The sequence below is a fragment of the Paenibacillus violae genome (assembly GCF_032461945.1).
Classification (GTDB): domain Bacteria; phylum Bacillota; class Bacilli; order Paenibacillales; family NBRC-103111; genus Paenibacillus_E; species Paenibacillus_E violae.
Window position 1 is genome coordinate 107992 of sequence record NZ_JAWCUD010000003.1, and the last position, 22116, is coordinate 130107.

Sequence of the window (22116 nt, forward strand, 5' to 3'; positions counted from 1 at the left end):
CTGTACAATGACACATCAACCTATCCGTATTCTCATCGCTGATGACATGGAAGCTCACCTCCGAAGGCTGGAAAGGACATTCGCCGGACATGATGATTTTGCTTGTGTCGCGCGTGTTTCCTCGGGGCACGATGCCGTTATTCAAGCAGCGCTGCATCAACCGGATGTGATTCTCATGGACATCGAGATGGAATCCCAATTCGCGGGTATTCAAGCGGCGAAAATCATTCACGACAAATATCCCCAGATGAAAATCATCGTGCTCACCGTTCACAAGGACGAAAACTTCATCTTTGCCGCCTTTCAGACAGGCATTACGGACTATTTGTTAAAAACCGCTACTGACGTCGAAATTATGGAAGCCATACGCGCCGCCTACATGAACGCATCCCCAATCCGCCCGATGATTGCCGAGAAAATTCGTGAAGAATTTGCACGCGTGAAGCGAGCAGAGAACAGCCTGCTGAATATTATTCAGATCATTTCAGAGCTTACGCCAAGCGAACTGCAGGTCCTCCGCTTACTATGCGAAGGCAAGAAAAGGAAACAAATTGCCGAAGAGCGATTTGTCGAATATGAAACCATTAAGAAACAAATAAATTCAATTCTGAAGAAATTTCAAATGCCTGATTCCGCAATGGTTATCCAAACCATCAATGATTTGCGAATTTTCGAGGTTCTGAAGAAGCTCTAAGCTGGAGGGACAAATGTGGAAGAAAACGCAAAAAATGAACACGTTAATTACCATCATCCCTTGCTGCGTTACAAAATATGGGACATTACTTTAGAGCCACTGCCTTCGTTACCTTGGAATATCTGGCATTATCATAAAGAAATAGAAATTATTCTCTTATTTGAAGGCTCCATGCAAGTTGAAACAGTCGACACGATTTATCAATTACAAGATCAGGATCTCTTAATTATAGGATCATCTCGGTTGCACCGTACCCGAAGACAGAAGTTAGTTAAGCAAATTGTACTGCAATTGGACATCCTAGCACAATTAGATCAGTATACCAAGGACTTCTCACCTATTTTGCTGGAATTATCGGAACCGCTGGATCGTATTAATGAGGTGCTGGCTAACAACCCATCTGTCAAAGAAACGATGTTTCACCTGTTAGTACAAGTATACCGAGAAGCAAGCCAGATGGAGGCCGGCTACGAACTGGCGATAAGTGGCGCCTTCAAACAGCTGCTTTCCCTGCTCATTCGTCATGCTCCCTCTTCTCCTCCCATATCACCTGCAGATTGGCAGCGTCTCAAGCCCGTATTGGATTATATTGAATTAAATTATCAAAACCCGATTCGAATTCAGGATGTACTACATCTTGTGCATTTGGAGTATCATTATTTCATCAAATATTTCCAACAGTGTATCGGTATGTCCTTTGTCGATTATCTTCATTTAAGACGAATTAAAACAGCTGAGCATCTGCTGCTTACCGAATCGTTAAATATTGCCGATGTTGGGGTTCAATCGGGTTTCCCGAACGTCAACATGTTCATTCGTATTTTCAAACGCTATAACGAGTACACGCCTTCCGAATTCCGAAAAAAGCGAATACAAAAACCTGTATCGTTCGTTTAACGTAAAAAAGTGCTCTTCCGCAGTCGGAAGGGCACTTTTTTATATTTAACTACTCGCTTGTTTGCAGCATCGCGCGTTTTTGGATCAGTTCATTAGTTGCTCTGCGAGCGATACGGGTTGCAATTAGCCCGTCCAGTCCGGTCGGCATATCTCCCGTTTGACCGGTCTCAAGCGATAAAGCAAAGGCCTCGTACATCCCCTTGAAATTCTTTTCAGACGTATAAGGAAACCGGGTCGTGCCAGATGCATTGCGCATTTCAAATATTTTGGCTTCGCGATCATAACGAATAACTCCGTCCGTCCCGATCAGTTCATAAATAAAGTGAGACACCGGTTCTTTAGCCGTAAAACAGTAAGAATAGCTGATTTCCAACATCGTATGTACCTCGTTTGCATGCTTCATATGAAGGTACATATGGTCTGGAGCTTCATATTCGTCCACCCAGGCTCCTTCCGAATGCTGAAGCTGTACATCCGAATTCAACCACCATCTTGCAAGGTCAATCTGATGCACACCGCAGTCAACCATAGGTCCGCCTTCGATCATTCGGTTTGCACGTCTTAGGTTTAACTGTGAAGGAATTCCGTCATAATTTATATATTTTCCATGATTATTCCAAATATAGCTTAACCTCAGTGAGCGAACGTCACCGATGCTCTTATTTTCAACGATGGTTTTGATCATCTGAGAAACGGTGCTAAACCGGTAGTCAAAGGCTGTAAACAGCATTAATCCCGCTTTTTCCATCAAAGCGATCATTTCTGCAGCCTCTTCGTCATCCATAGCCAATGGTTTCTCGCATAAGACATGCTTGCCATAACGTGCAGCGTCGCGAACATTTTGATAATGAGAAGGTGCTGGCGATGTAATCACTACGGCATCAATTCCGGATTGGAAAAACAGCTCTACATCACTAAAAACTTCAACCTGATGTTTCTTCTGCAGCTCTTCTTTTCGAGCAGCAACAGGTTCATAGATAGCAGCTAATTCAAATTTAGACGAATTCATTATTGAGGGAATATGTCCGTAATTCGCAACAACCCCACAACCCATCAAACCTAACTTAAACATAAATTTCCCTCCTGTAGATCCTACCAAGCTGATCTTTTCTGTTCTTTCTATTCTTTAACCGAACCCATTAATACCCCTTTAACAAAATATTTTTGCAAGAATGGGTATACCAACAAAATGGGGAGTGTGGCGACCACAATAGCCGCATATTTCAATGTTTCCGGAAACGCCGTTTTATTGGCATCATCGATGACTTGTCCGTATCCTGTGGAGTCTCCAATGATGACAAGCTGCCTTAATACGACCTGCAGCGTCCAATAACGCGAATTATTCATATACATGATGGCTGCAAAAAACTGATTCCAATTCCCAACGGCATAAAATAGCGTAAAGGAAGCAAGTGCAGGCAAAGACAGCGGTAACGCGATTCTCATAAAAATACCAAAGTTGCTACAACCGTCAATCCTTGCTGAGTCTTCTAACGCTTGCGGGATACTTGCGAAAAAATTTTTCAATACAATCAGGTTAAAAGCTGAAATAGCACCAGGCAGCATTAAAGCCCAAAGACTGTTGATCATCCCCAACTGTTTAACAACGAGATAGGTCGGGATAAGTCCACCGCTAAACATCATCGAAAACACAATGAGCATCAAAATAGCCCGACGCGCACGAAATCGTTTTTTTGACAAAGAATAACCCAGCGTTGAGGTAAACAACATATTGATGGCTGTTCCAACTACAGTAATAAATAGGGTAAAGAGTAGCGCTCTTACAAACGACGGGGTGGTAAGAATCATGTGGTAGGACGTAAGAGTAAACTTCTCCGGCCATAAAATAATGCTTTCCGTAAGCACCTGCTTGATCGGTGATAGGGATGCGACAATGACATAATAGAAGGGAATAAAGGTTATTACCGCTACTAAGAACAATGATAGATAGTTTGCACCATCGAAAATCCGACTGCCTACCCCTCTATTTCGAATCATGCTGTAATCCTCCTTCTCATTCCCTGTTCAGTAGATGCCATCTTCGCCGGCCTTTTTAACCAACCAATTCGCAACCGCAACAACAATGAGACTGATGATTGATTTAAAGAGTCCAACCGCCGTAGAAAAGCTTAATTGCCCCTCAACCAGTCCCTTTTGATAGACAAACGTTTCGAAAACATCTCCTACATTTCGCACCAAACTGTTTAGCATGAGGAAAATTTGCTCAAATCCGACATCCATAATATGTCCCAGTCGCAGTAGAAACAAAATAATAATCGTACTGCGAATCGTTGGCAGCGTAACATGCCATAACTGTTTCCATCGGTTCGCTCCATCCATGACCGCAGCTTCATACAATTGCGGATCGACACCTGCGAGTGCAGCCAAATAGATGATGGTTCCCCAACCCGCTTCTTTCCAAATATCTTGTAATACAATCAGTGTTCTAAAAATGGCCGGTTCCGACAAGAAATTGACCGTTTTTCCACCCATTGCTTCAATGATATGGTTAACGACTCCCCCGCCTGACAACAAGACAAACGTAATTGAGGCAATGACGACCCAAGAAATAAAATGCGGGAGATAAATGATCGTCTGGATTAACTTTTTAAAAAATGTTTTGCTTATTTCATGCAGCATTAGGGCAAAAATGATCGGAACGGGAAAGAAAAAGATCAGCTGATAGAAACTAATTAACAACGTGTTTCTCATTAAATTCCAAAAATGATCATAAGCAAAAAGCTCCTGGAAATGCTTAAGCCCAACCCACTCACTTTTCCAAAACCCCAAAAAGGGACTGAAATCCTGAAAGGAAATCAAAATTCCCCACATGGGCAGATATTTAAATAAAAGAAAATAAACGATCCCAGGAAGGGCAAGCAAATAAAGATCCCAATCTTGTATAAAAGCAACAAATTTCCGTTTCGTTGCCTTCTTCGTTATCGGCTGGGTTAAGCTGGACTGCCCTGAAAATTGGTTCATACATGTCATCCCCCAATGATACTAGTTCACTTGCCGCACCCTGTACGACAAGTGAACTGAACGAATGCGGCTTCCTTTATTTCGTTCCCTGAGATTTATAGAACTCGTTGGTTTCCTTCGTGATTTGATCGCCTCCACCGGATTTCCATTTCGTAACAAACTCATCGAATGCATTGGCCGGCAGCTGCCCTGTAATAATTCTTGTAAAGTAATCATATCTAAGCTTATTGTTTATTTCTTCGTTCTTCTGAATTTGAGTAGGAGATATGTAGGATGGAAGCGTTAAGGCAATTCCCTTGTCCTTATTTTTATCGAGCGCATCACGCTGAACTTTTTGGACATCGAGCGGTGCTCCCGTATCGGAATAGCTGTAGATGTCATAGGGTGAAACCATGATCAATTCTTTAAGATCATCTTTAATGTATTTCTCGTTCGTAGTGAACGTACCGTCCGCATTCTTCGTGTTATGGATACCATCTATCCCGTATTTATTGAAATGATACCCTTCATCACTTGCTTCCCAGTTCATAATCTCTAGTATTTTTTCTACTTTCTCTGGTTTTGCGGTTGCAGGTATGACCCATCCAGCAGCGTTGCCGCTGCCAGCAAAGTATCCACTGGCTCCAGTTGGCCCTACAGGAGGATCGATATAAATAAGCTCCGCTTTTGGATCCACTTTTTTCAACGCAGCAATGTCCTGAGCGTAGTCAATGATATAGCTCTCTAGCATAATCCCCGCTTTTCCGCTTTGAATCTCTTTTCGAGTGTTTCCTTGTTGAACCGGGAAATCTTTGCTTAAGGCTCCCTGTGCATATAAATCCCGTAAATATTGAAGCGACTGATTCATTCCTGGGGTAATAAATGAATTGACAAGGTTCCCGTCTGCCTGTTTCAACCAGCCGTTTCCTGTTCCGAATGCACCAAACAATGGGTTCAAATTCGATAATTTGGGATCTGTGGCAATCCCATACGTATCTGCATTGCCATCGCCATCAGGATCATTTTTGGTGAAGGCGATTGCGACTTTAGCAAAATCTTCCGTTGTTTTGGGAATGGGTAAATTAAGTTTATCCAGCCAATCCTTCCGAATAAGGACGCCTGTGCGCACAATCGGCCTCACCCTCGGAATCATATAGAAATGTCCGTCTACTTTCACATTGTCCCAAATCATTTGCGGGTATTTTTTCAAATTAGGCGCTTTATCAATATATTTATCTAATTGCATGAAAGCCCCTTGCTTCAAATAGCCGCTTAAAGCCGCATCGGGAAATGCATTCCAGACCATCACATCCGGTATACTGCCAGAAGCCACAATCGTGTTTTGCTTGGTTGTGTAATCATTAATTGGCGTGTCCATAATCGTCAGCTTAACGTTAAACTTTTTCTCCAAAAACTTGATAGCCTCATTATCGTCATGTGTAATCTGGATATTAGCCGATGTGTAAAACATCACGCTTAAATCCATCGGTGCAGCAGCTTTCGAATCTCCAGAAGATGAATTCGTGGTTGAAGCGGAAGAACAGCCAATTAATGAGGCCGTTAGAACGGCTGTCGCTGCTAGCGTGTTTACCTTACGCAATCTGTTTTTGACCAAAATGGTTAACCCCCTAGATTCATCATCTTTTTAAAGATAACGCTTTCACGTCTCTCAGTCTTTGCTCCTACAAATCCAATTGTACGTGATAGTCAACATAGATTCTAGGAACAGAACTGGTGTAAAATCACACAAAACTGTCATTTTTCATGTGACCGGAAGTTCTCTATTGGGTTAAAATAGCCCCGTAATGCCCATTCACAGAAACGGTCACTGAACCATTTTGAACCATGTATGCCGTTCCTGTCATTTGATCAGTCATAATGCTTCCGTCCACAACACTCAGCTTCGACACAGGAACCGTAACGGATTTCCGGGCCGTATCATTGTTTAAAACAACAGCAATTCGGTTTGCATTATCAAGTCGACCATATGAATAAATGTCAGAGGCATCATCTGCCTGCAGTGTCATAAACGACCCCATCCTTAGTGCAGGATATTGATTACGAATACTAATTAATTGCTGCGTCAGAGAAACAGCGCTGTTAGAGGTAGTTCCTTGCGCCCAATCAAATGGGCGACGGTTGTCGGGATCCGCACCGCCCTGCATGCCATATTCATCCCCATAATAGATGGTTGGTGTTCCAACATAGGTCATCTGGAAAAATAGAGTGAGATATGTTTTCCAAATGTCTCCTCCCGCCCTCGTTCCGAATCGCGTAATGTCATGATTGCCCAAATGATTGCTCATCACCTGTTGGACGTTCGACGGATAATTCGCCCGAGTGCCTAGCAGCCAACTGTCAAATTAAGATGTCGGTATCGATGCTGCATTATTGCTATAGTCTTTACCTGTAATCCATTCCGATACCGGCTGTGTGAAGCCATCGAAATTCGTCGCTCCGTCCCACTGATCACCAGCCGCCGTCCAAGATGACGCGTTCCCCCAAATATTCGCCCAGAATGTTGGCGTTAGGATTTATGGGTTTAACTGCACTGCGGAACTCCACCAAAGATTCCATAGCTCCCAAAACTTTGACCTAGAGTATTTTGGGCTTACAAAGTCTTGTATAATCCTTCGTTTGGGTTTCCTCACAGTCACAGAACTGTCACTCACACGAAACTGTCTTAGACACCACCCAAACTTGTTGGGCATAAGCTGATATATGTCATTCTGAGAGGATGTTTGTACATGTATTACCGATTTGTTCCCCACTGGCCATATTATTCCCCTTATGTGGAAGGCGAGTGGCTCTCGTGGCGTAGCGCCGTTGAATCTGACGGAGTCAGTCGTCTGCCTGAGCAGCGGCTTTCCTTCGTGCTTGTGCATGGATCCTGGGCCGACGCTCATTTCTGGGACGGCGTTGCTGCCGTACTGCGCAGTCAGGGGCATACCGTCCATGCGCCGGAATACGCGGGTCACGGCACAGATCCGAACAAAAATGTCACGCATGCGATGATCACGAAGTCTGTCGTCGATTATATAATGAGGCTGAACTTGCGCGACATCGTTCTCGTAGGACACAGCTTCGGTGGCACTGTCATCCAGAAGGTTGCTGAACAAATACCAGATCGCATCAAACGCCTCGTCTTCTGGGACGCATTTGTTCTGAAAGACGGCGGGTCGCTAGCGGATGAGTTGCCGCCTCCAACGAGGCAGGGTTTCGAGCAGCTCAGAGCCGGATCGAAGGACGACACCATTCTGCTTCCATTTCCGCTGTTTCGGGATTTGTTCGTCAATACAGCAACTTTGGAGCAAGCCAAACATTTCTATACAAGTGTCCGTCCTGAACCGGCGAAACCGCTTTTCGAGAAATTAGATCTCAAAGTGTTCTATACACTGCCTACGCCCAAAAGTTACGTCTATTTCTATCAAGACAACGTATTGCCACAAGGAGAAGGCTTCGGCTGGAATCCGCATATGTCCTCGCGGCTCGGTGTGTTCCGTTTGATCGTCGGGGACGGAGACCATTTTACGGATACGCGCACAAGGCCTGCCATGCTGGCTCGGAAGCTGTACGAGGCGGGACGTGACTGATCGGAAACGCAAATGTAAGCCCAGGCGTACCATGTTTGGGCTTTATTTGTTATTGGGGTATAGAAGTAACAGAAATTTATACCAGCATATGGTATTATGAGTGTTGGATAAGCCTATAACAGTAGTGGAAGGGACGTGGATATTCTGAGCCAATGGAATGAAATGACGGACGATTCTCAGTCCAGATGGGACGAGATTGCGGCGTTTTGGGATGATTACATGGGTGAACATAGCAATCGATTCCATCGTGAAATTATCAGACCAAAGACGGAAGAACTTCTTGAAGTAAAAGAAGGTCAGATCCTGCTGGATATTGCATGTGGTAATGGAAACTTCTCACGAAGGTTGGCTGATTTAGGCGCTGAGGTTGTTGCTTTTGACTATAGTCCTAACATGATCGAGCGAGCAAAAATAAGGTCAACTACCTATATAAATCGCATAGATTATCAAGTGGTTGATGCAACAAACTATCAGTCATTACTAACCCTCGGAATAGAAAAGTATGATGGTGCTGTGGCTAATATGGCTCTAATGGATATTGCGGATCTAACCTGTTTAACAAAGGCGCTTTCACAGCTATTAAAAAAGAGCGGGATCTTCGTATTCTCCATACCGCATCCGTGTTTCCAAACGCCAACTACAAGAAAAATACATGAATCCGAAGACCGTAACGGGGAGATTGTTACAAGAAATAGTGTCCAAATCTCAACCTATTTAACTCCAGAGCCTAGCCAAACAATAGGCATAAAAGGTCAACCTGTTCCTCATCTCCTATTTCATAGGCCTTTATCCTATTATATGAATTTATTTTTCAGCTCGGGTTTTGTTCTAGATGGTTTGCATGAGCCAAGCTTCGAGAAGGATGAACAGGCAAACAATAAGTTCGATTGGTATGATATCCCGCCTGCGGTTATATTTCGTTTTAGAAAAATGTAGGATGTGCAAGTTCTGTAATGGTACTGAGTAGACTGTCTCGGACCCTGTTAACTTAAGTTGATAATCTATCGGTTCGGCGTGGACATCCTCCATAAGCGCTGGTTTGATAATCCATTTTGGTCCAAGCCAGGTATCAATTTGATACCACGTTCCTGATTACCCGGTGGCACTCATCGCGTTTATAACGTACTTCGGTCCATACTGTATATTGGCAGACCTTTAGCCATTCCTCGGGACTTCTTTTGTAATAAAAACTAAATGGTGCACCTGGGGCAAGCTGCACATTTTGATAAGGTGCTATGGCACCTAGAGGACGGCTGTTTTCATCGTCAAACAAGCTAAATACAGGGGGAGGCTGTAAACTCCCCTAGCGGACTCTAGTTCCCCTTACTGACTTTTCGCTCACTACAATGAAAAAGAAGAACAAGTCGCTTATCTGTAAAGACAGCAGCCTGTTCTTCTTTTTTATCACTACGGTTTAAACACCATTAGCAAAATGACTATGAATGCAGCAAGATTTGCAATCACTTCCAACCAGGCAGATCGCCTGCGACTTTGCCTGTACGCATCAGGCAAATTATCGCCCTGCGTCTTCTGCAGCAGTGTAAGCTGCTGCTTAATGCCCGCCGGAATGAGTCCGGCAAAGATGACGAGAATGACTAGGAAGATGACAATCGAGAGCAAATACCACAGCTCTTTAAACAAAGAGGTTTCAAGAAAGCCAAGGGCCAAACCTGTAAGCAGCAGCAATGTGCCACCTAGCTTCGGGAGGATCGCCGTCTTCTCCAACAGTGCGAGCGCGAACTTGGCTTGACCTGTTGTTCTGGCGCTGCTCATAATTAAAGGGTAGCAGATGACTGCAGCCATAGCTGTTATGGCGGAAATAATATGGACGAACAACAGGTAAATATACATGTATGGCCCCCTACTTTATATTTAAACTTCTAATGAGGATATTGTTTTAATAGTTGTGGTTTTCGTACTTATCATTGTTTCCGTATTCGCGATCCGGGCACGCTGCTCTTCTCGATATAACATCCAACCTACGACAAGTCCGTATACGGCTGTAACAATATGGATCCAAGAAGGAGTTTTATCTGCGGCAATTGTTATCACCAATAGGGCATCGATAATAGGCATTACTATAGAAGTTAGCATGACAACGAGCATTGCTTTTCTCATCCGAAGTACCATTAAGGCTAGCAGGAAGATACCAATAAACAGGTCACGATCTGCTTTAATATGAACAAGATATTTATCAGAAACGTCATGCAGAGGGAGGCCAAAATCTCGAATCGCCGCTTCCGGTGTGATAAAACCTTTTACTCCTAAAAAAAACATCAACAGCGTAACAACCCCCACTAACCAAAACGATACTGACTTTAATCCCCAATTCGATGCGCTCATTTTTTTGTCTCCTTTTTCCAATTTATTTAATTGACTTTATTGTACTGCGGGACTATTATTCTGTTAAGAACGCACTTTAAAGTACGCCACATACTTAAAAGTAAGGGTGTGATATATCAATGATTCATCAACGCGAGTGTCCCATCGAGACGGTCATTCATGTTTTAGGTGGAAAGTGGAAACCGACGATCTTATGGCATTTAGTTGAATCAACCAGGCGGTATAACGATCTGGAAAAGCTAATTCCGGATGTCTCCCAAAAAATGCTCACACAACATCTTCGTGATTTAGAACACGAAGGCGTGATCCAAAGAACGGTATACCCTACCGTCCCTCCAAAAGTAGAATATTCGCTTAGTGAATATGGCCGAACATTGGTCCCTGTAGCAGAAGTCATGTGTGCTTGGGGAGAAAAACATAATGAACGCAAACAAAAAGAACCAGCGTCTTAAAGCTGGTTCTTTTTGTTTGCGTTTAAGTCATTTTCCTGAACCCAAGCCCACATAGCTGCAAAAATAGGCTGCAGTTCCCACCCGCGCTCCGTTAGCTCATATTCTACATGTAGGGGAACCCCGGGGTATAGCGTGCGCGTAATAATGCCTTTTTCCTCTAATACCCTCAGTCGATCTGTTAATGTCTTCGGGCTAATCGGGTGCAACCTTCGCCGCAACTCTCCGAATCGCCTGGTGCCGACGAACAACTCCAACAAAAGAGGAAGTGTCCATTTACCATCCAAGATTTCGAGCAAAGGATCAATCGCTTCGATACAAGAACGATCCAACATGCACGTTTCCTCCATAGTTCATTTTGTGAAACTATTGCACCTTTTTGTAACTACTTTTCAAATGTACCACAGTACTGTAGTCTTATTGAAGAGCAGGAATATAAGTTTCTACTTCATATCGATTTCAACCCCTGCGTGGTGCGCGCAACCAGGGCAATTAAGCGATAGGATCAAGGCTTTGTACCATTTTAATAATCAGAATATTCAGCTATTTACTCCATACCATTTAAACTTTGCCTGAAAAGGCTGATTGGAGGCACATATGCAAAGACCATTTGTTGTAGATACATCGGAGTATCCGTTCAAGGACAACTGGATGCCGTATCGCGATGGCATGATTCATTACGTTGACGAGGGGCAAGGCCCCGTCATTCTTCTTCTACACGGAAATCCCACCTGGTCGTATCTTTACCGGAATGTCATCAAAGAGTTGAGCGGTGAATGTCGGCTAATTGCACTGGATTACCCAGGACTCGGGATGTCACGGGCTCCTTCCGGCTATGGCTACACACCTCAGGAGCATTCGGAGGCGGTCACCGAATTCATCCGGCGCTTAGATCTCAGAGACTTCGTACTAGTCGTGCAAGATTGGGGAGGTCCGATCGGGTTCAATTACGCCGTCAAACACCATGAGAATCTGCGCGGAATTGTCCTTATGAATACATGGGCATGGCCGGCAACACTCCCCGCGATGAAGCTATTCTCGTTAGCGATGGGGGGATGGCCAATCGGCTATTGGCTGCAGACAAGGCATAACTTTTTCGCTAAGAAAATTGTTCCACATGGGATCCATCATACCGAGAAAGTTACGAATACCTTGAGAAAGGCCTATACCGATCCATTCCCAACGCCAAAATCACGGAAACCTACATGGGTATTCCCGAGGCAGATCCGAATGGCACGTCCTTGGCTTGAGGAGATCGAGAAAAAACTTCCGGTTCTATCCCATTTGCCAACTCAGATTCTGTGGGGGACGAAAGATAGCGCGGGTTTTCCACCTGTAGAAATGGCCAGATGGCAGAGTTATTTGAAAATGAATGAAACCGAGTCGTTAGTCGACGCCTCTCACTATGTGCAGGAAGATCGGCCAGACCGGGTGACCGCATCCATTCGCAGAGTCCTTAAACGGACAGCGCAACAAATACAGGAGGTTATACAATGAAAACAATTCTATGGGCAACATTAACTGGTAACGGCAACTACGCGCAATCGAGTTCGAATCACCCGCCAAAAGAGGAAGCACTCGGCGATTTTGCAGCACACGCTAGAAAAGCAGGAAATTTCATTGTCGGAAGACGTACGTTTGAAGGGATGCAGGCAAGCGGCAGTGGCGGCGATTTTGCCGAAATGGATATCGTCGTTGTATCGGGGAGCGTAAAAGAAATTCCCGGTGTGACGGTTGTTGGCTCGCCAAGCGACGCCTTAAGCTACCTGCGGGATAAAGGCTATCCAACTGCCCTCATTTCGGGAGGTGCGGACCTTCACAATGCTTTCCTGAGTCAAGGGCTTGTCGATGAACTCATATTCAATATCGCACCGGTACTCGAAGGCAAAGGGCTTAATCTATTAATCGATACGGAGAAATACCAATACAAGGAAGTGGAATTATTGAACTTTAAATCGCTCGGCAGCGGCGTCGTTCAAGTGCACTATGCAATTGATCATACTATATAGGATGCATCGTGTAGCCTTCCAGCGGGCCGAACACGAAAACCGCGCCTTTTAGGACGCGGTTTTTGTGTGTTAATCAACTACACTTTCGTTGCTTTAATAGATAGCCATTGAGGAATAGCTGCTAGAGGATTTTTACTCCAATTGCAGTAGTCTTCAAGCTCTTGTTCTGATAATTGTTCCCCATCATCGGATGAATCATCTACCCAAAACGAACCATGATCAGCATACATTTCCTCTATATGACTAATGTTAAGATTTGAAGATATCATAGCATTCATAATATCTTGCATTCGCCACTTATATGTTGGTATCTCTCCAAAAGGGCCAATCACATCGTATGGTTTTTCAACCGTTAACGACTTACTCGCCGTGATTCCAAAAGGACGCATAAACGGATGTATATCGAACATGATGTAGGTCCCATTTTGCTTAAGTACCCTATGAATGTTCTTGTACATGGATTTCAAATCGTTTATCCAAATATGAACGCCGTTTGATGTGTATACAAAGTCATATTCATTATGACTAATCTCAGCTAATTTCATCGTATCGTCGCAAATGAATTCAATATCCCAATTATTATTTTTCGCAACTTCATAAGCATTCTCTACTTGTTTCTCCGAAATATCACATGACGTCACTTTTGCACCCATTAAATGAAAAGCAAAAACAGCATGATTATCGCCACTTGAAGGAACCAAAACCCGCTTGCCACTCATATCTGGCATAGCTTCCTGAATCATGGCATACGTCTTGCTCGGAAAAGCCGACTCGGGAGACTTCATTATTTTCGCAATGACTTCATCTGATCTGTACTTTCGATACCAAGTATCAGACCATTGATTCCATTGCTCTTTGATGACATTTGCGCTGATATTCACATTCCCACTCCCCTCTTCATAAGGAATATCATTTGTGCAAAGGTTCAAATTAAGTATGCAGGTAATCCCAATAAAAGGAAAGTGGAAAGATTGTTTAAAATAAATTTAACTTAATCGACGACTATCCGGTCGCCCTTGCTAATTGGTTGTGAAATGACTAAAAATTCAACGTCCTCATTGGATTTATTAAACATTTGATGAGGGACTAAGGGAGGAACTTCGACTCCTTCTTGCGGATGCAGGACAACTTCTTCCCCCTCGATTTCCATGGTTGCAATACCCGAGAGAACGAAGAAAAATTGACGGGATTGCTGATGATAATGTTTGACTTCTGCTGTATCTGCAGGCATCCTTTCATGAATGACGCTCAACTCATTCTTTTTAACTAAATGCCATCCGTCACATTGATCTCCCCACATATAATGTTCCGCATTATGTTTACTTATTTTCATCTCAATAAGCTCCTTCTCCGTTGTTTCAACAGAGAATTATTATACATAAATATGAATAAAAATTCAAAACTCCAATGTAAAGAAACCTTTACTTGCGAAATCTTCTTTTGATCGCATATGATACATGGTAGACACGCGGGTCTACCCCCAAAACATCGTGCGAGAGGACTAGCAAGCATATGGCTTCCGTATCCTTGATTCAAACCGCCTATGACTTTATTCATAGACAAATCATGCTGGGAGAGTTCATGCTTGGCACACTCTTATCTGAAAATGAACTGGCCGATTCCCTCAACATGAGCCGAACGCCGGTGCGCAGCGCCATTACTCAACTGGAGCACGACGGACTGGTCGTTTCTCTGAAGAAGCGCGGCGTCCTGGTCAAGGAGCCCTCCCTCAAAGAAGCGATGGATATCATGGAGATTCTGTATGCATTTCAGCAGCTGGCCTTGGAGCATTTTGAAACCCACGGCGAGGTGCCGGACCTCAAGAAGCTCAAGGAATGCCTCGATCTGCAATTGGAGGCGACAGAGCGAGACGCTTACTACCTCTATGTCAAATACACCTTACAATTTGCGTACTATTTCATCAGCATTCTGAACAATAGTGCCATGCTCAAGATGATGGAGCTTTATATTGATAAAATCGTGCTCTATGCCACCATTAATTTTAAAATCACGCCGCATGAACCCCACTATTCCGGCAACCGTGTGAACCAAGCGCTCTATGAAGCTACTGCCGCCAAGGATTGGGCAGAAGTTCGCCGCATTGTCAAAGCCTCCCATGACCATAGCCGTGAACGAATGGTCCGGTTAGGCCGCATATAACGTCAAAAAGCGTAAAGGACATGGTGCGTCCCTTACGCTTTTTCATTGTTCGCTATCACTGCAATTTAGTACTTTTGCAGATTCATTCATCTTTCTTTATATCAAGTCTAGAAAGTCTAGATTCAATTGAAGCAAGAAGCTTTTTAATCTCCAACAACTCGCCATTAAACTGTTCTAACGTATTTAAATCATCTTCCTCCATACGATGCAGATGTTTTTGAATATCATCAATTTCTTGCTCTGCTTTATAATTAATGGCGAAATCGATAACCGACTCATGTTTATCTCTGGCACTTTGTCGATTCTGACTCATCATAATGATGGGCGCTTGAAAGGCTGCAAGAAAAGATAAGCACAAGTTCAGCAGGATAAATGGAGGCTCGTCAAAGTGAAGAGGCTTGATGAAAGGAAGCGTATTCCAAATCATCCAGACGATTAGCAATGCACCAAAGCAACCGATGAAAGTCCAGCTTCCACCGAACTTGGCAATGCTATCCGCAAGCCGATCGGAAATCGTTGTATTTTCCGAATACTCTTCATCGACTCGATTCAGGATGCTTTTTTCATACTCGTCAACCAATCTGTCTATACGCAGCGCATTCGATTCACTAAGCTCAATATCAAACCCTTGAATGATAGAAGCCTCATCAAAAAAGTCATCGTTTTCCATATTCTTTTTGTTCATTTCTCGAATTCCATCCTTGTACACGATTAGTGCATGATTCCACCAAATTTATTTTTAACCTAATCGTGGGTTGTTATTCGAGGTTGTTTTTTCCGCATTTATTTGGTTCTACTACTGCAAAGCTTTTTCAACGAGTTCCTTAATAGGCGTTTGGAACCCAATCAACTGTTGCAGATCATCGGTCGTTCGCTCCATTTGTCCTTCTGCAATGGTACGATAAATAAAAGCGGTTGTTTCCGCAGCAGATTTCGGCAGCCCGGCCTGAACAAGCAAGCTTTTCTCCTCTTCATAAGAAACCGACTGATGAATCACGCTTTTGCCGGATATTTCCGAGAGTATTTCAGCCAAATCATCAAAACTCCACGGAGTGTTCGATACGAGATTATATGTCTTATTTTCATGTCCTTCCTCTATCAGAACGGTTGCTGCTGCCAGAGCCAAGTCACTGCGACTAACCGAGTTCACTTTCCTATTATTGGTATTAGTGAGAATCGTACCATTCTCTATAACTGTTTTAAGGGACGAGTTGATAAAAAATTCCGTATAACCGCCGTTCCGTAAAAAAGTGTAAGGAATCCGAGTAGTATGTATAGCGTTCTCAGTAGCCAAATGAACACGAGCAAATGGATTATCTTCCGCAAAAGCGAAGCTTGTATAGGCAATATGTTGCATTTTTTGATCTCTGGCTGCTTTGACGACATTCGCATGTTGAACGACGCGCAGCGTATCATCGGATTCTGAACTTGAAATGAACAGCAGCTTCGTCCCCAGTCTAAAAGCATTGTGAAGGGATTCCGGGACATTATAGTCCGCCAGACGAACTTCAATGCCAAGAGCTGCAAGTGCAGCCGCTTTTTCGAGATTACGAACAACCGCGATAATCTGACTTGCAGGTATTTTTTTTAGCAGATGTTGTATAACGAGATTGCCCAACTGACCTGTCGCTCCTGTGACGATAATCTTCATCAATCGATCTTCCTCTCTCATTGTTTATTGCACGCTATACTCTTAAAATAGCTTTTGCGTAATGGAACAACAAGTGAGTTAATTCCTATAATTAAACTTTACTGCCACACAATCGCGTCTTTTTCTCAACTTGGCTATATACACAATTTGCCCTGTTTGATAATGAACTTCTCTTTTAGTTCATCTCACTTAGCATCTTGTCCGCCGATTTGCTGAGCTGGCTGAATATAAACTTTGGCGCGATCCGATTCATGAGCTTCAAAGCGTTGCTCTGCCCAGGCCGGATTTCAAAGTTATCCTGCTCCATGCCCCGAATAGCAGCGCCCACCATGACGGACACATTCATCGCTTTCGAACCCGCCAGATCCGCCGGATCGAACGAGTCTACGAGCGGAGTAGCTGTCAAAGGAGGCGCAAGTTCAAACACTTTTACCCTTGTGTTTTTGAGCTGAACTCTCAGCGACTGTGTAAAAGAGTGAATTCCTGCTTTTGCAGCGCAATACACCGGCGAGATTGGCAGCGGGACGAAGGCGAGGCCCGACGATACGTTCAGGATCGCAGCCGACTCTTTCATTTTCAAATGTGAAAGAAATTGCTTCACCATCCGGATCGGACCGCTTAAATTCGTTTCGATCTCACGGTTTATATCCTCCAGATCGACGTCTTGATCATGTAGATTAAGCCTGCGCATGAATCCTGCGTTGTTGATTAGAACATTAAGCTCAGGAAATTGCTTCACCACCGTTTCAAACAAAGCTGCAATCGCCTTAGGATCTCCAGCATCACTTTGTATCGTATGTACCGTTGGAAGCTTTTTCTTCGCTGCATCCAACCTCGCTTGATCCCGCCCCGTTATAATGACGGTATTCCCCAGCTTCATCAGCTGCTCGGCAAATTCGAAGCCGATGCCGGATGTCCCTCCTGTGATAAGTATCGTATTCCCGCTCATTTTCATGCGATCTCGACCTTCCTTTCATTTTTTAATATCCTATTCTAAAAAAAGTTAAATAGTCTATTTCAATCGCTCCGTGCACAAAAGGCTTCACGCAGCAGCCTCCGGTTTGATATTTTGCTAACGTTCCTCGATCATTCATTCTGACTTCTATATTTAAAAATCTCATCAACAGCTTGCCGATACCCGCCTGATTGTCGTAAGGATTCCCTTGTATTTGCAACAGCAATCTTGTAAGAAGGTTCACTTAACACATGATCCACAGCTTCCCGCAGTTGATTCGCGGTCAAGCTTTGCATTTGCAATTGCATGCCGGCTCCGATATTGGCGACTTGCGCGGCAACCATCGGCTGATCTGCGCTTTGCGGGATGACAATTAGCGGAACCCCGTAATAGAGACCTTCATGGGTACTATTCATTCCACCATGAGTAATAAATAATTTGGTATGGGGCAGCAACTGTGTTTGTGGAACATAATTTTTCACGATGAAATTTGGAGGGATCTCCCCTAAATCAGCCATTTGCGTCCTGTTACCAATAGACATAACAACCGTGTGACCCGTGTTTACCAATGCCTCAAAACAAAGCTTATAGAAATCTATGGCTTGGTTAAAAACAGTCCCCAGTGAAATGTAAATGGGTTCTTTCCCCACGATTGCTGCAAGGTCAAAGTTCTCTTGCGGCACCCGTGAAGCGATGGAAGGACCTACGAATTTGTAGGTAGGGTCAAACGCTGCGCCATAAGGCTGAAACTCCCTTGTTGTATAAACAATTGTAAGAGGCGCAGGATTACAAAACACTTCATAACGTGAAGGGATCTCCACAGCATATTGTTCCTTCAATTTTGCCGTTAAACTTTGAAATTTATCATCGATAGATTTACTTGTTTCTGGTGGGATTTTCGCAGAAATTTGTTCCACTAATTTATCAAATGAGCCTTTCGTCTGTGCAAATGAAGTACAAGAGTTGATTGCAGGAAGCTTCAGAATTTGAGCAAGCAAATGGCCACAACCAAACATGGAATCATGGATGATGTAATCAAAATGCTCATTTTCAATTTGTTCAAGAACACTCGGAATCACTATATCTGCCGTAAGCAAAAGACCGTTGATTCTCTCGAGCAAATAGTCACGCCCGCCGGAGATAAAGGCTTTTATAAATTTCTGATCGTCAAATGTACGTACGACAGCTCCCGTTTTCTCTAGGCGCTCCCGATAAGCCTCGATACAAAAGTACACAACCTCTTCTCCACGTGAAATCAGTTCTTGCACCACTCCAATAGTTGGATTGATATGTCCCTCTGAGCCGCCGTTAATAAATAATACTCTCGCCATTTCCATCACTCCTTAGCCTATATTTTACCACAAAAAAAAGGAACTATGACGGGATCATAGTTCCTGAACGAGAGTGCAGCTATCTATTTCTATTCTAACTTCATGTAATAAAGATTAGTAACGTCATCCTTTGTAATGGTGTGTGCGCCAGGCGCAAGCGATACGCTGACAGTGCCATTTGCACTCGCGTAGCTTGTTCCGTCTATTTTGATCTTGGTTCCGTCGGCTGTATTCAAAACTAAAGTTAATTTTGCAGCTGTTGTTGAAGTGAACCCAATACTTGTAGCAGACTCCATTTTTAAACATTGTGTTAGTGTTAAACCATTGTATACCACGGTTCCCTTTGAAGTGGAGAGGTTCCCTTGGATATTGAAAAAGCTGCTTGTTTTTCCATCTGTCGTGAAGTTATGAACGATTGTCGATGTAGGCGGTGGTGTTTGTACCGGCGGTGTTGGTGTTGGCGTTGATGTCGGAGGTGTTGGCGTTGGTGTTGCCGTCGGTGGTGTCGGTGTTGGCGTCGGTGTTGATCCAGTTGAATTACCACCTACAGATACAAGCTGGGTCGTGTAACTTTGTATTTTAGACATCAGTGCTGTATTCAGGACAGAAGACGTGTCATCAACGGAATCATTGAACTCCCATGTAAAATCTCCACTACCTAGGCGGCCGGCTTCTGTCGTAACAACTTGCTCAACAGTGCCTACAGCATCAATGTTAGAGGCAATCACACCCGTATCAATCGTAGTGTCAAAATTATTATAAGTGGTTCCGCCTGATACTGTTTTGAATGTGTTTGGAACGGTTTGATTTCTTGTTGACGCTAAGTAAGCATCGAATTGTGTAGCACTTGCCGTGGCTGTTCCACTATCGGAATTCGCATAAATGATACTTCCAGGATCAAGGATAAGGTTGTCGTAGGCTTTAATCATACCTCCAGGTTCCCCAGAGAATGTGCCTTCCCCATCATGCATATCCGTTCCTTGTAAGGAAATGAGCATTGGATTTTTGGTATGCCTGTAATAGTTTGATTCTACAAATGCAGAGCTTCCTGTTGTAGCGCCGACACCATATTTGGAGACGCCGTCAAAAAAGTTATTATAAATATGAACCGTTCCCGTTCTGATCCGCGGATGGCGAGAGTCTGAATGATCAAACCAGTTATGGTGGAAGGTTACAAAAAATTCGGACGACTCACTCAAACCGACAAGAGCAGCTTTGCCAGAATCCCAGTAATGATTATAAGCGACTGTAATATACGTTGATGATTTTTTAATGTCCGTGGATCCATCGCCTTTTGCTTGGTCGGCGTCTCCTCCTGCTGTTCCATAGAAAATATCATTATTATGCAGCCACACATTGGCATTACCTGTATCAAGTGAAAGACCATCGTCAGGGAATAACATGATGCCTAAGTTTCTAACTTCTACATTGCCGACGTACCTAAGCAGCACTCCCCATCCATACGCGTAGGCATCTTTTCCGATACCTTCTAATGTGATATTCATTTCCGAATAATTTGCTTTCCCTTTTACTTCAAGAAATCCACTGCTATTTAGTTGACCACTCATGTCAGCCGCTGTAACTTTTCCAATAAACCGGATGGCAAGCGGTGTTTTATCGTAGCCTTTTTGCCTTAGCGCCAGAATCGAACCTAATCCAACACCTGTTTGCAAATCACCAGCGCTATTGATTTTCACACCAAGGGTTACCGTTTTCGCAGTTGCAGATGTGACATAAAGAACTTGAGCACCATTTTTAAGCGTACCATCCTCATTATAAGCACCTGAACCCGTACCAAACGGTGAGTTATCTGCAAAAGCAAAACCAGATCTGTCGTGCGGGGCTACGGATATCGCATTTGAAACAATGCTTTCTTTGGAACCATCTGACAAGACGGCTTCAACTTTCATGATATAATTTCCAGCTGCAAGCCCTACCGCATCAGCTCTCCAATAAGCAGCGTACTTACGGATTAGTTGCGTATCAATTTGTTGATATTGTGAATCTGCTGCAGCTGCTGGCTTAACAAACACATTATACCCTTGGGCATTGCTTACAGGTGACCACTCAACGAAGGACGTCTCATTCCACCCTCCACTATTTGTAATTGAAATACTGGAAGCTTGCACCACCTTAGATGCTAGTCCCGTTCCGATTAAAGAGATTACAAGAGCAAACAATAAAACATAATTCGATACCTTTGCAACACTTTTTCTCAAATGAATTCCTCCCACGTTTTATTGTCATAAAAGACTGAAATCGCTTACAAGTTGTTTTATCCCCCCTCACATCACCGAATCTATTTGGATTATTTTGGAACAACTACAGCTTATCAGTTTCGAATGCGGTTCCGAAACAATCATTTGATCATATCGCCCGTTTTTCTGAGCTAATGATTATTGGCAGCGTTAATGATACTTCCTGACTCTGGATACACAGGTGCTCCCTTAAAAATGGAAAAACTACCGCTAATCGTAGCAAATCCGGTGCAAGGAAGGAGATAGCTGGAGAAACTCCATCCAAATCGTTGCTGACGGTCGAAAATCGACGGATTTGCTGAAATTAGCGGTAGAAAGTCCAGTTAGTAAAGCAAAAGTGGCTCAGACGCGCAAAATAGCTGGAGTAATCGGCGTTATCTACTAAGTAATTTAATCTATCCACGAGGCTTGGAATGATGCTCAATAAGATCCTCATAATGTGACAGTTTAAAATTCATGACAGACAGAGCTTCTTGCATTTCATTTATGTGCGCCTCAATTTTGAGTTGATGCTCCTTAAGGATGCGGTAGCAGCTCTCATACTCATGATTGGCTGCCAGGGTCATGTATCTTTCAATTTCTTTCAGCGGCATGTTGGTTCTTTTTAGCTTCGTTACGAAAATAATTCGGCTCAAATCTTCCTGATCGTATTCCCTCTGCCCCGTTTTACTGCGCCTAATTGTAGGCATTAATTCAATTTTCTCATAATAACGTATCGTATCATAACTGAGTCCGGTCCTATCGGAGATATCAGCAATTGAAAAAGTCGGCCCCATTCTTCTCCTTCTTTCCAAATAATTGGATGCCCCCTACGC

24 protein-coding genes are annotated in these 22116 nt (G+C 43.6%); 8 read left to right on the top strand and 16 right to left on the bottom strand.

Annotation, left to right across the window (positions count from 1 at the left end; translation table 11 throughout):
* Positions 1-7 precede the first annotated feature (7 nt).
* Entirely contained in the window at positions 8-694 is a 687-nt protein-coding gene (locus RQP52_RS11825; protein ID WP_157317339.1) for a response regulator transcription factor, read from the top strand.
* A 15-nt stretch (positions 695-709) separates the two neighbouring features.
* Positions 710-1591 (top strand): AraC family transcriptional regulator, encoded by an 882-nt coding sequence (locus RQP52_RS11830; RefSeq protein ID WP_315951656.1) that lies wholly within the window; start codon positions 710-712, stop codon positions 1589-1591.
* Positions 1592-1640: 49 nt separating this feature from the next.
* Here the strand turns inward: RQP52_RS11830 and RQP52_RS11835 are convergent, their stop codons facing one another.
* The 5 genes from RQP52_RS11835 to RQP52_RS11855 all read right to left on the bottom strand — a co-directional run bounded on the left by RQP52_RS11835 (position 1641) and on the right by RQP52_RS11855 (position 6858).
* The gene (locus RQP52_RS11835) at positions 1641-2663 is read right to left on the bottom strand and encodes a Gfo/Idh/MocA family protein (protein ID WP_315951658.1); all 1023 of its coding nucleotides are present in this window, start codon (positions 2661-2663) and stop codon (positions 1641-1643) included.
* Between the two features lie 47 nt (positions 2664-2710).
* Positions 2711-3589, bottom strand: a complete 879-nt coding sequence (locus RQP52_RS11840; RefSeq protein WP_315951659.1) for a carbohydrate ABC transporter permease — start codon at positions 3587-3589, stop codon at positions 2711-2713.
* 27 nt (positions 3590-3616) lie between these two features.
* Entirely contained in the window at positions 3617-4573 is a 957-nt protein-coding gene (locus RQP52_RS11845; RefSeq protein ID WP_315951660.1) for an ABC transporter permease, read from the bottom strand.
* A 76-nt stretch (positions 4574-4649) separates the two neighbouring features.
* Complete coding sequence (locus tag RQP52_RS11850; protein WP_315951662.1) at positions 4650-6167, bottom strand: extracellular solute-binding protein; 1518 nt, start codon at positions 6165-6167, stop codon at positions 4650-4652.
* 166 nt (positions 6168-6333) lie between these two features.
* Positions 6334-6858: an alpha-amylase family glycosyl hydrolase gene (locus tag RQP52_RS11855; protein ID WP_315951663.1), complete on the bottom strand. Its 525-nt coding sequence runs from the start codon at positions 6856-6858 to the stop codon at positions 6334-6336.
* A 441-nt stretch (positions 6859-7299) separates the two neighbouring features.
* Here RQP52_RS11855 and RQP52_RS11860 point away from each other — a divergent pair, with 441 nt between their 5' ends.
* Together RQP52_RS11860 and RQP52_RS11865 are read left to right on the top strand one after the other, a co-directional pair.
* Positions 7300-8145 carry an alpha/beta fold hydrolase gene (locus RQP52_RS11860; protein WP_315951664.1) on the top strand — a complete coding sequence of 282 codons (846 nt, stop codon included), beginning with the start codon at positions 7300-7302 and terminating at the stop codon, positions 8143-8145.
* Between the two features lie 162 nt (positions 8146-8307).
* Entirely contained in the window at positions 8308-9081 is a 774-nt protein-coding gene (locus RQP52_RS11865) for a class I SAM-dependent methyltransferase (protein WP_315951665.1), read from the top strand.
* 471 nt (positions 9082-9552) lie between these two features.
* Here RQP52_RS11865 and RQP52_RS11870 read toward each other — a convergent pair whose 3' ends face one another.
* Positions 9553-9996 carry a DUF2269 family protein gene (locus tag RQP52_RS11870; RefSeq protein ID WP_315951666.1) on the bottom strand — a complete coding sequence of 148 codons (444 nt, stop codon included), beginning with the start codon at positions 9994-9996 and terminating at the stop codon, positions 9553-9555.
* A gap of 21 nt (positions 9997-10017) precedes the next feature.
* Entirely contained in the window at positions 10018-10488 is a 471-nt protein-coding gene (locus tag RQP52_RS11875) for a DUF4267 domain-containing protein (RefSeq protein ID WP_315951667.1), read from the bottom strand.
* Positions 10489-10607: 119 nt separating this feature from the next.
* On the opposite strand from RQP52_RS11875, the gene RQP52_RS11880 reads away from it, so the two are divergent.
* Positions 10608-10940, top strand: coding sequence for a winged helix-turn-helix transcriptional regulator (locus RQP52_RS11880; RefSeq protein WP_315951668.1), 333 nt, complete (start codon positions 10608-10610; stop codon positions 10938-10940).
* Here the strand turns inward: RQP52_RS11880 and RQP52_RS11885 are convergent.
* Positions 10937-11272: a winged helix-turn-helix transcriptional regulator gene (locus RQP52_RS11885; protein WP_315951669.1), complete on the bottom strand. Its 336-nt coding sequence runs from the start codon at positions 11270-11272 to the stop codon at positions 10937-10939. The two genes, RQP52_RS11880 and RQP52_RS11885, sit on opposite strands and share 4 nt — an antisense overlap.
* Positions 11273-11534: 262 nt before the next feature.
* On the opposite strand from RQP52_RS11885, the gene RQP52_RS11890 reads away from it, so the two are divergent.
* Together RQP52_RS11890 and RQP52_RS11895 are read left to right on the top strand one after the other, a co-directional pair.
* Positions 11535-12434 (top strand): alpha/beta fold hydrolase, encoded by a 900-nt coding sequence (locus tag RQP52_RS11890; RefSeq protein WP_315951670.1) that lies wholly within the window; start codon positions 11535-11537, stop codon positions 12432-12434.
* The gene (locus tag RQP52_RS11895) at positions 12431-12946 is read left to right on the top strand and encodes a dihydrofolate reductase family protein (protein WP_315951671.1); all 516 of its coding nucleotides are present in this window, start codon (positions 12431-12433) and stop codon (positions 12944-12946) included. The genes RQP52_RS11890 and RQP52_RS11895 overlap by 4 nt, the downstream gene beginning before the upstream one ends.
* Before the next feature lie 77 nt (positions 12947-13023).
* Here the strand turns inward: RQP52_RS11895 and RQP52_RS11900 are convergent, their stop codons facing one another.
* Positions 13024-13827: a class I SAM-dependent methyltransferase gene (locus RQP52_RS11900; protein WP_315951672.1), complete on the bottom strand. Its 804-nt coding sequence runs from the start codon at positions 13825-13827 to the stop codon at positions 13024-13026.
* A 110-nt stretch (positions 13828-13937) separates the two neighbouring features.
* A complete protein-coding gene (locus tag RQP52_RS11905; RefSeq protein WP_315951673.1) occupies positions 13938-14279 on the bottom strand; it encodes a cupin domain-containing protein in 342 nt (113 codons plus the stop codon).
* 194 nt (positions 14280-14473) lie between these two features.
* Between RQP52_RS11905 and RQP52_RS11910 the strand changes: the two genes are divergently transcribed.
* Positions 14474-15106, top strand: a complete 633-nt coding sequence (locus tag RQP52_RS11910; RefSeq protein WP_315951674.1) for a GntR family transcriptional regulator — start codon at positions 14474-14476, stop codon at positions 15104-15106.
* An 82-nt stretch (positions 15107-15188) separates the two neighbouring features.
* Here the strand turns inward: RQP52_RS11910 and RQP52_RS11915 are convergent, their stop codons facing one another.
* From RQP52_RS11915 to RQP52_RS11940, 6 genes are all read right to left on the bottom strand, one after another.
* Positions 15189-15791 (bottom strand): DUF1003 domain-containing protein, encoded by a 603-nt coding sequence (locus tag RQP52_RS11915; protein ID WP_315951675.1) that lies wholly within the window; start codon positions 15789-15791, stop codon positions 15189-15191.
* A gap of 111 nt (positions 15792-15902) precedes the next feature.
* Positions 15903-16757: an SDR family oxidoreductase gene (locus tag RQP52_RS11920; protein WP_315952232.1), complete on the bottom strand. Its 855-nt coding sequence runs from the start codon at positions 16755-16757 to the stop codon at positions 15903-15905.
* A gap of 175 nt (positions 16758-16932) precedes the next feature.
* Positions 16933-17712 carry an SDR family oxidoreductase gene (locus RQP52_RS11925; protein ID WP_315951676.1) on the bottom strand — a complete coding sequence of 260 codons (780 nt, stop codon included), beginning with the start codon at positions 17710-17712 and terminating at the stop codon, positions 16933-16935.
* A 131-nt stretch (positions 17713-17843) separates the two neighbouring features.
* Complete coding sequence (locus RQP52_RS11930) at positions 17844-19043, bottom strand: macrolide family glycosyltransferase (protein WP_315951677.1); 1200 nt, start codon at positions 19041-19043, stop codon at positions 17844-17846.
* A gap of 89 nt (positions 19044-19132) precedes the next feature.
* Positions 19133-21262 (bottom strand): pectate lyase family protein, encoded by a 2130-nt coding sequence (locus tag RQP52_RS11935; protein ID WP_315951678.1) that lies wholly within the window; start codon positions 21260-21262, stop codon positions 19133-19135.
* Between the two features lie 434 nt (positions 21263-21696).
* Positions 21697-22095 (bottom strand): MerR family transcriptional regulator, encoded by a 399-nt coding sequence (locus tag RQP52_RS11940; RefSeq protein ID WP_315951679.1) that lies wholly within the window; start codon positions 22093-22095, stop codon positions 21697-21699.
* Positions 22096-22116 lie beyond the last annotated feature (21 nt).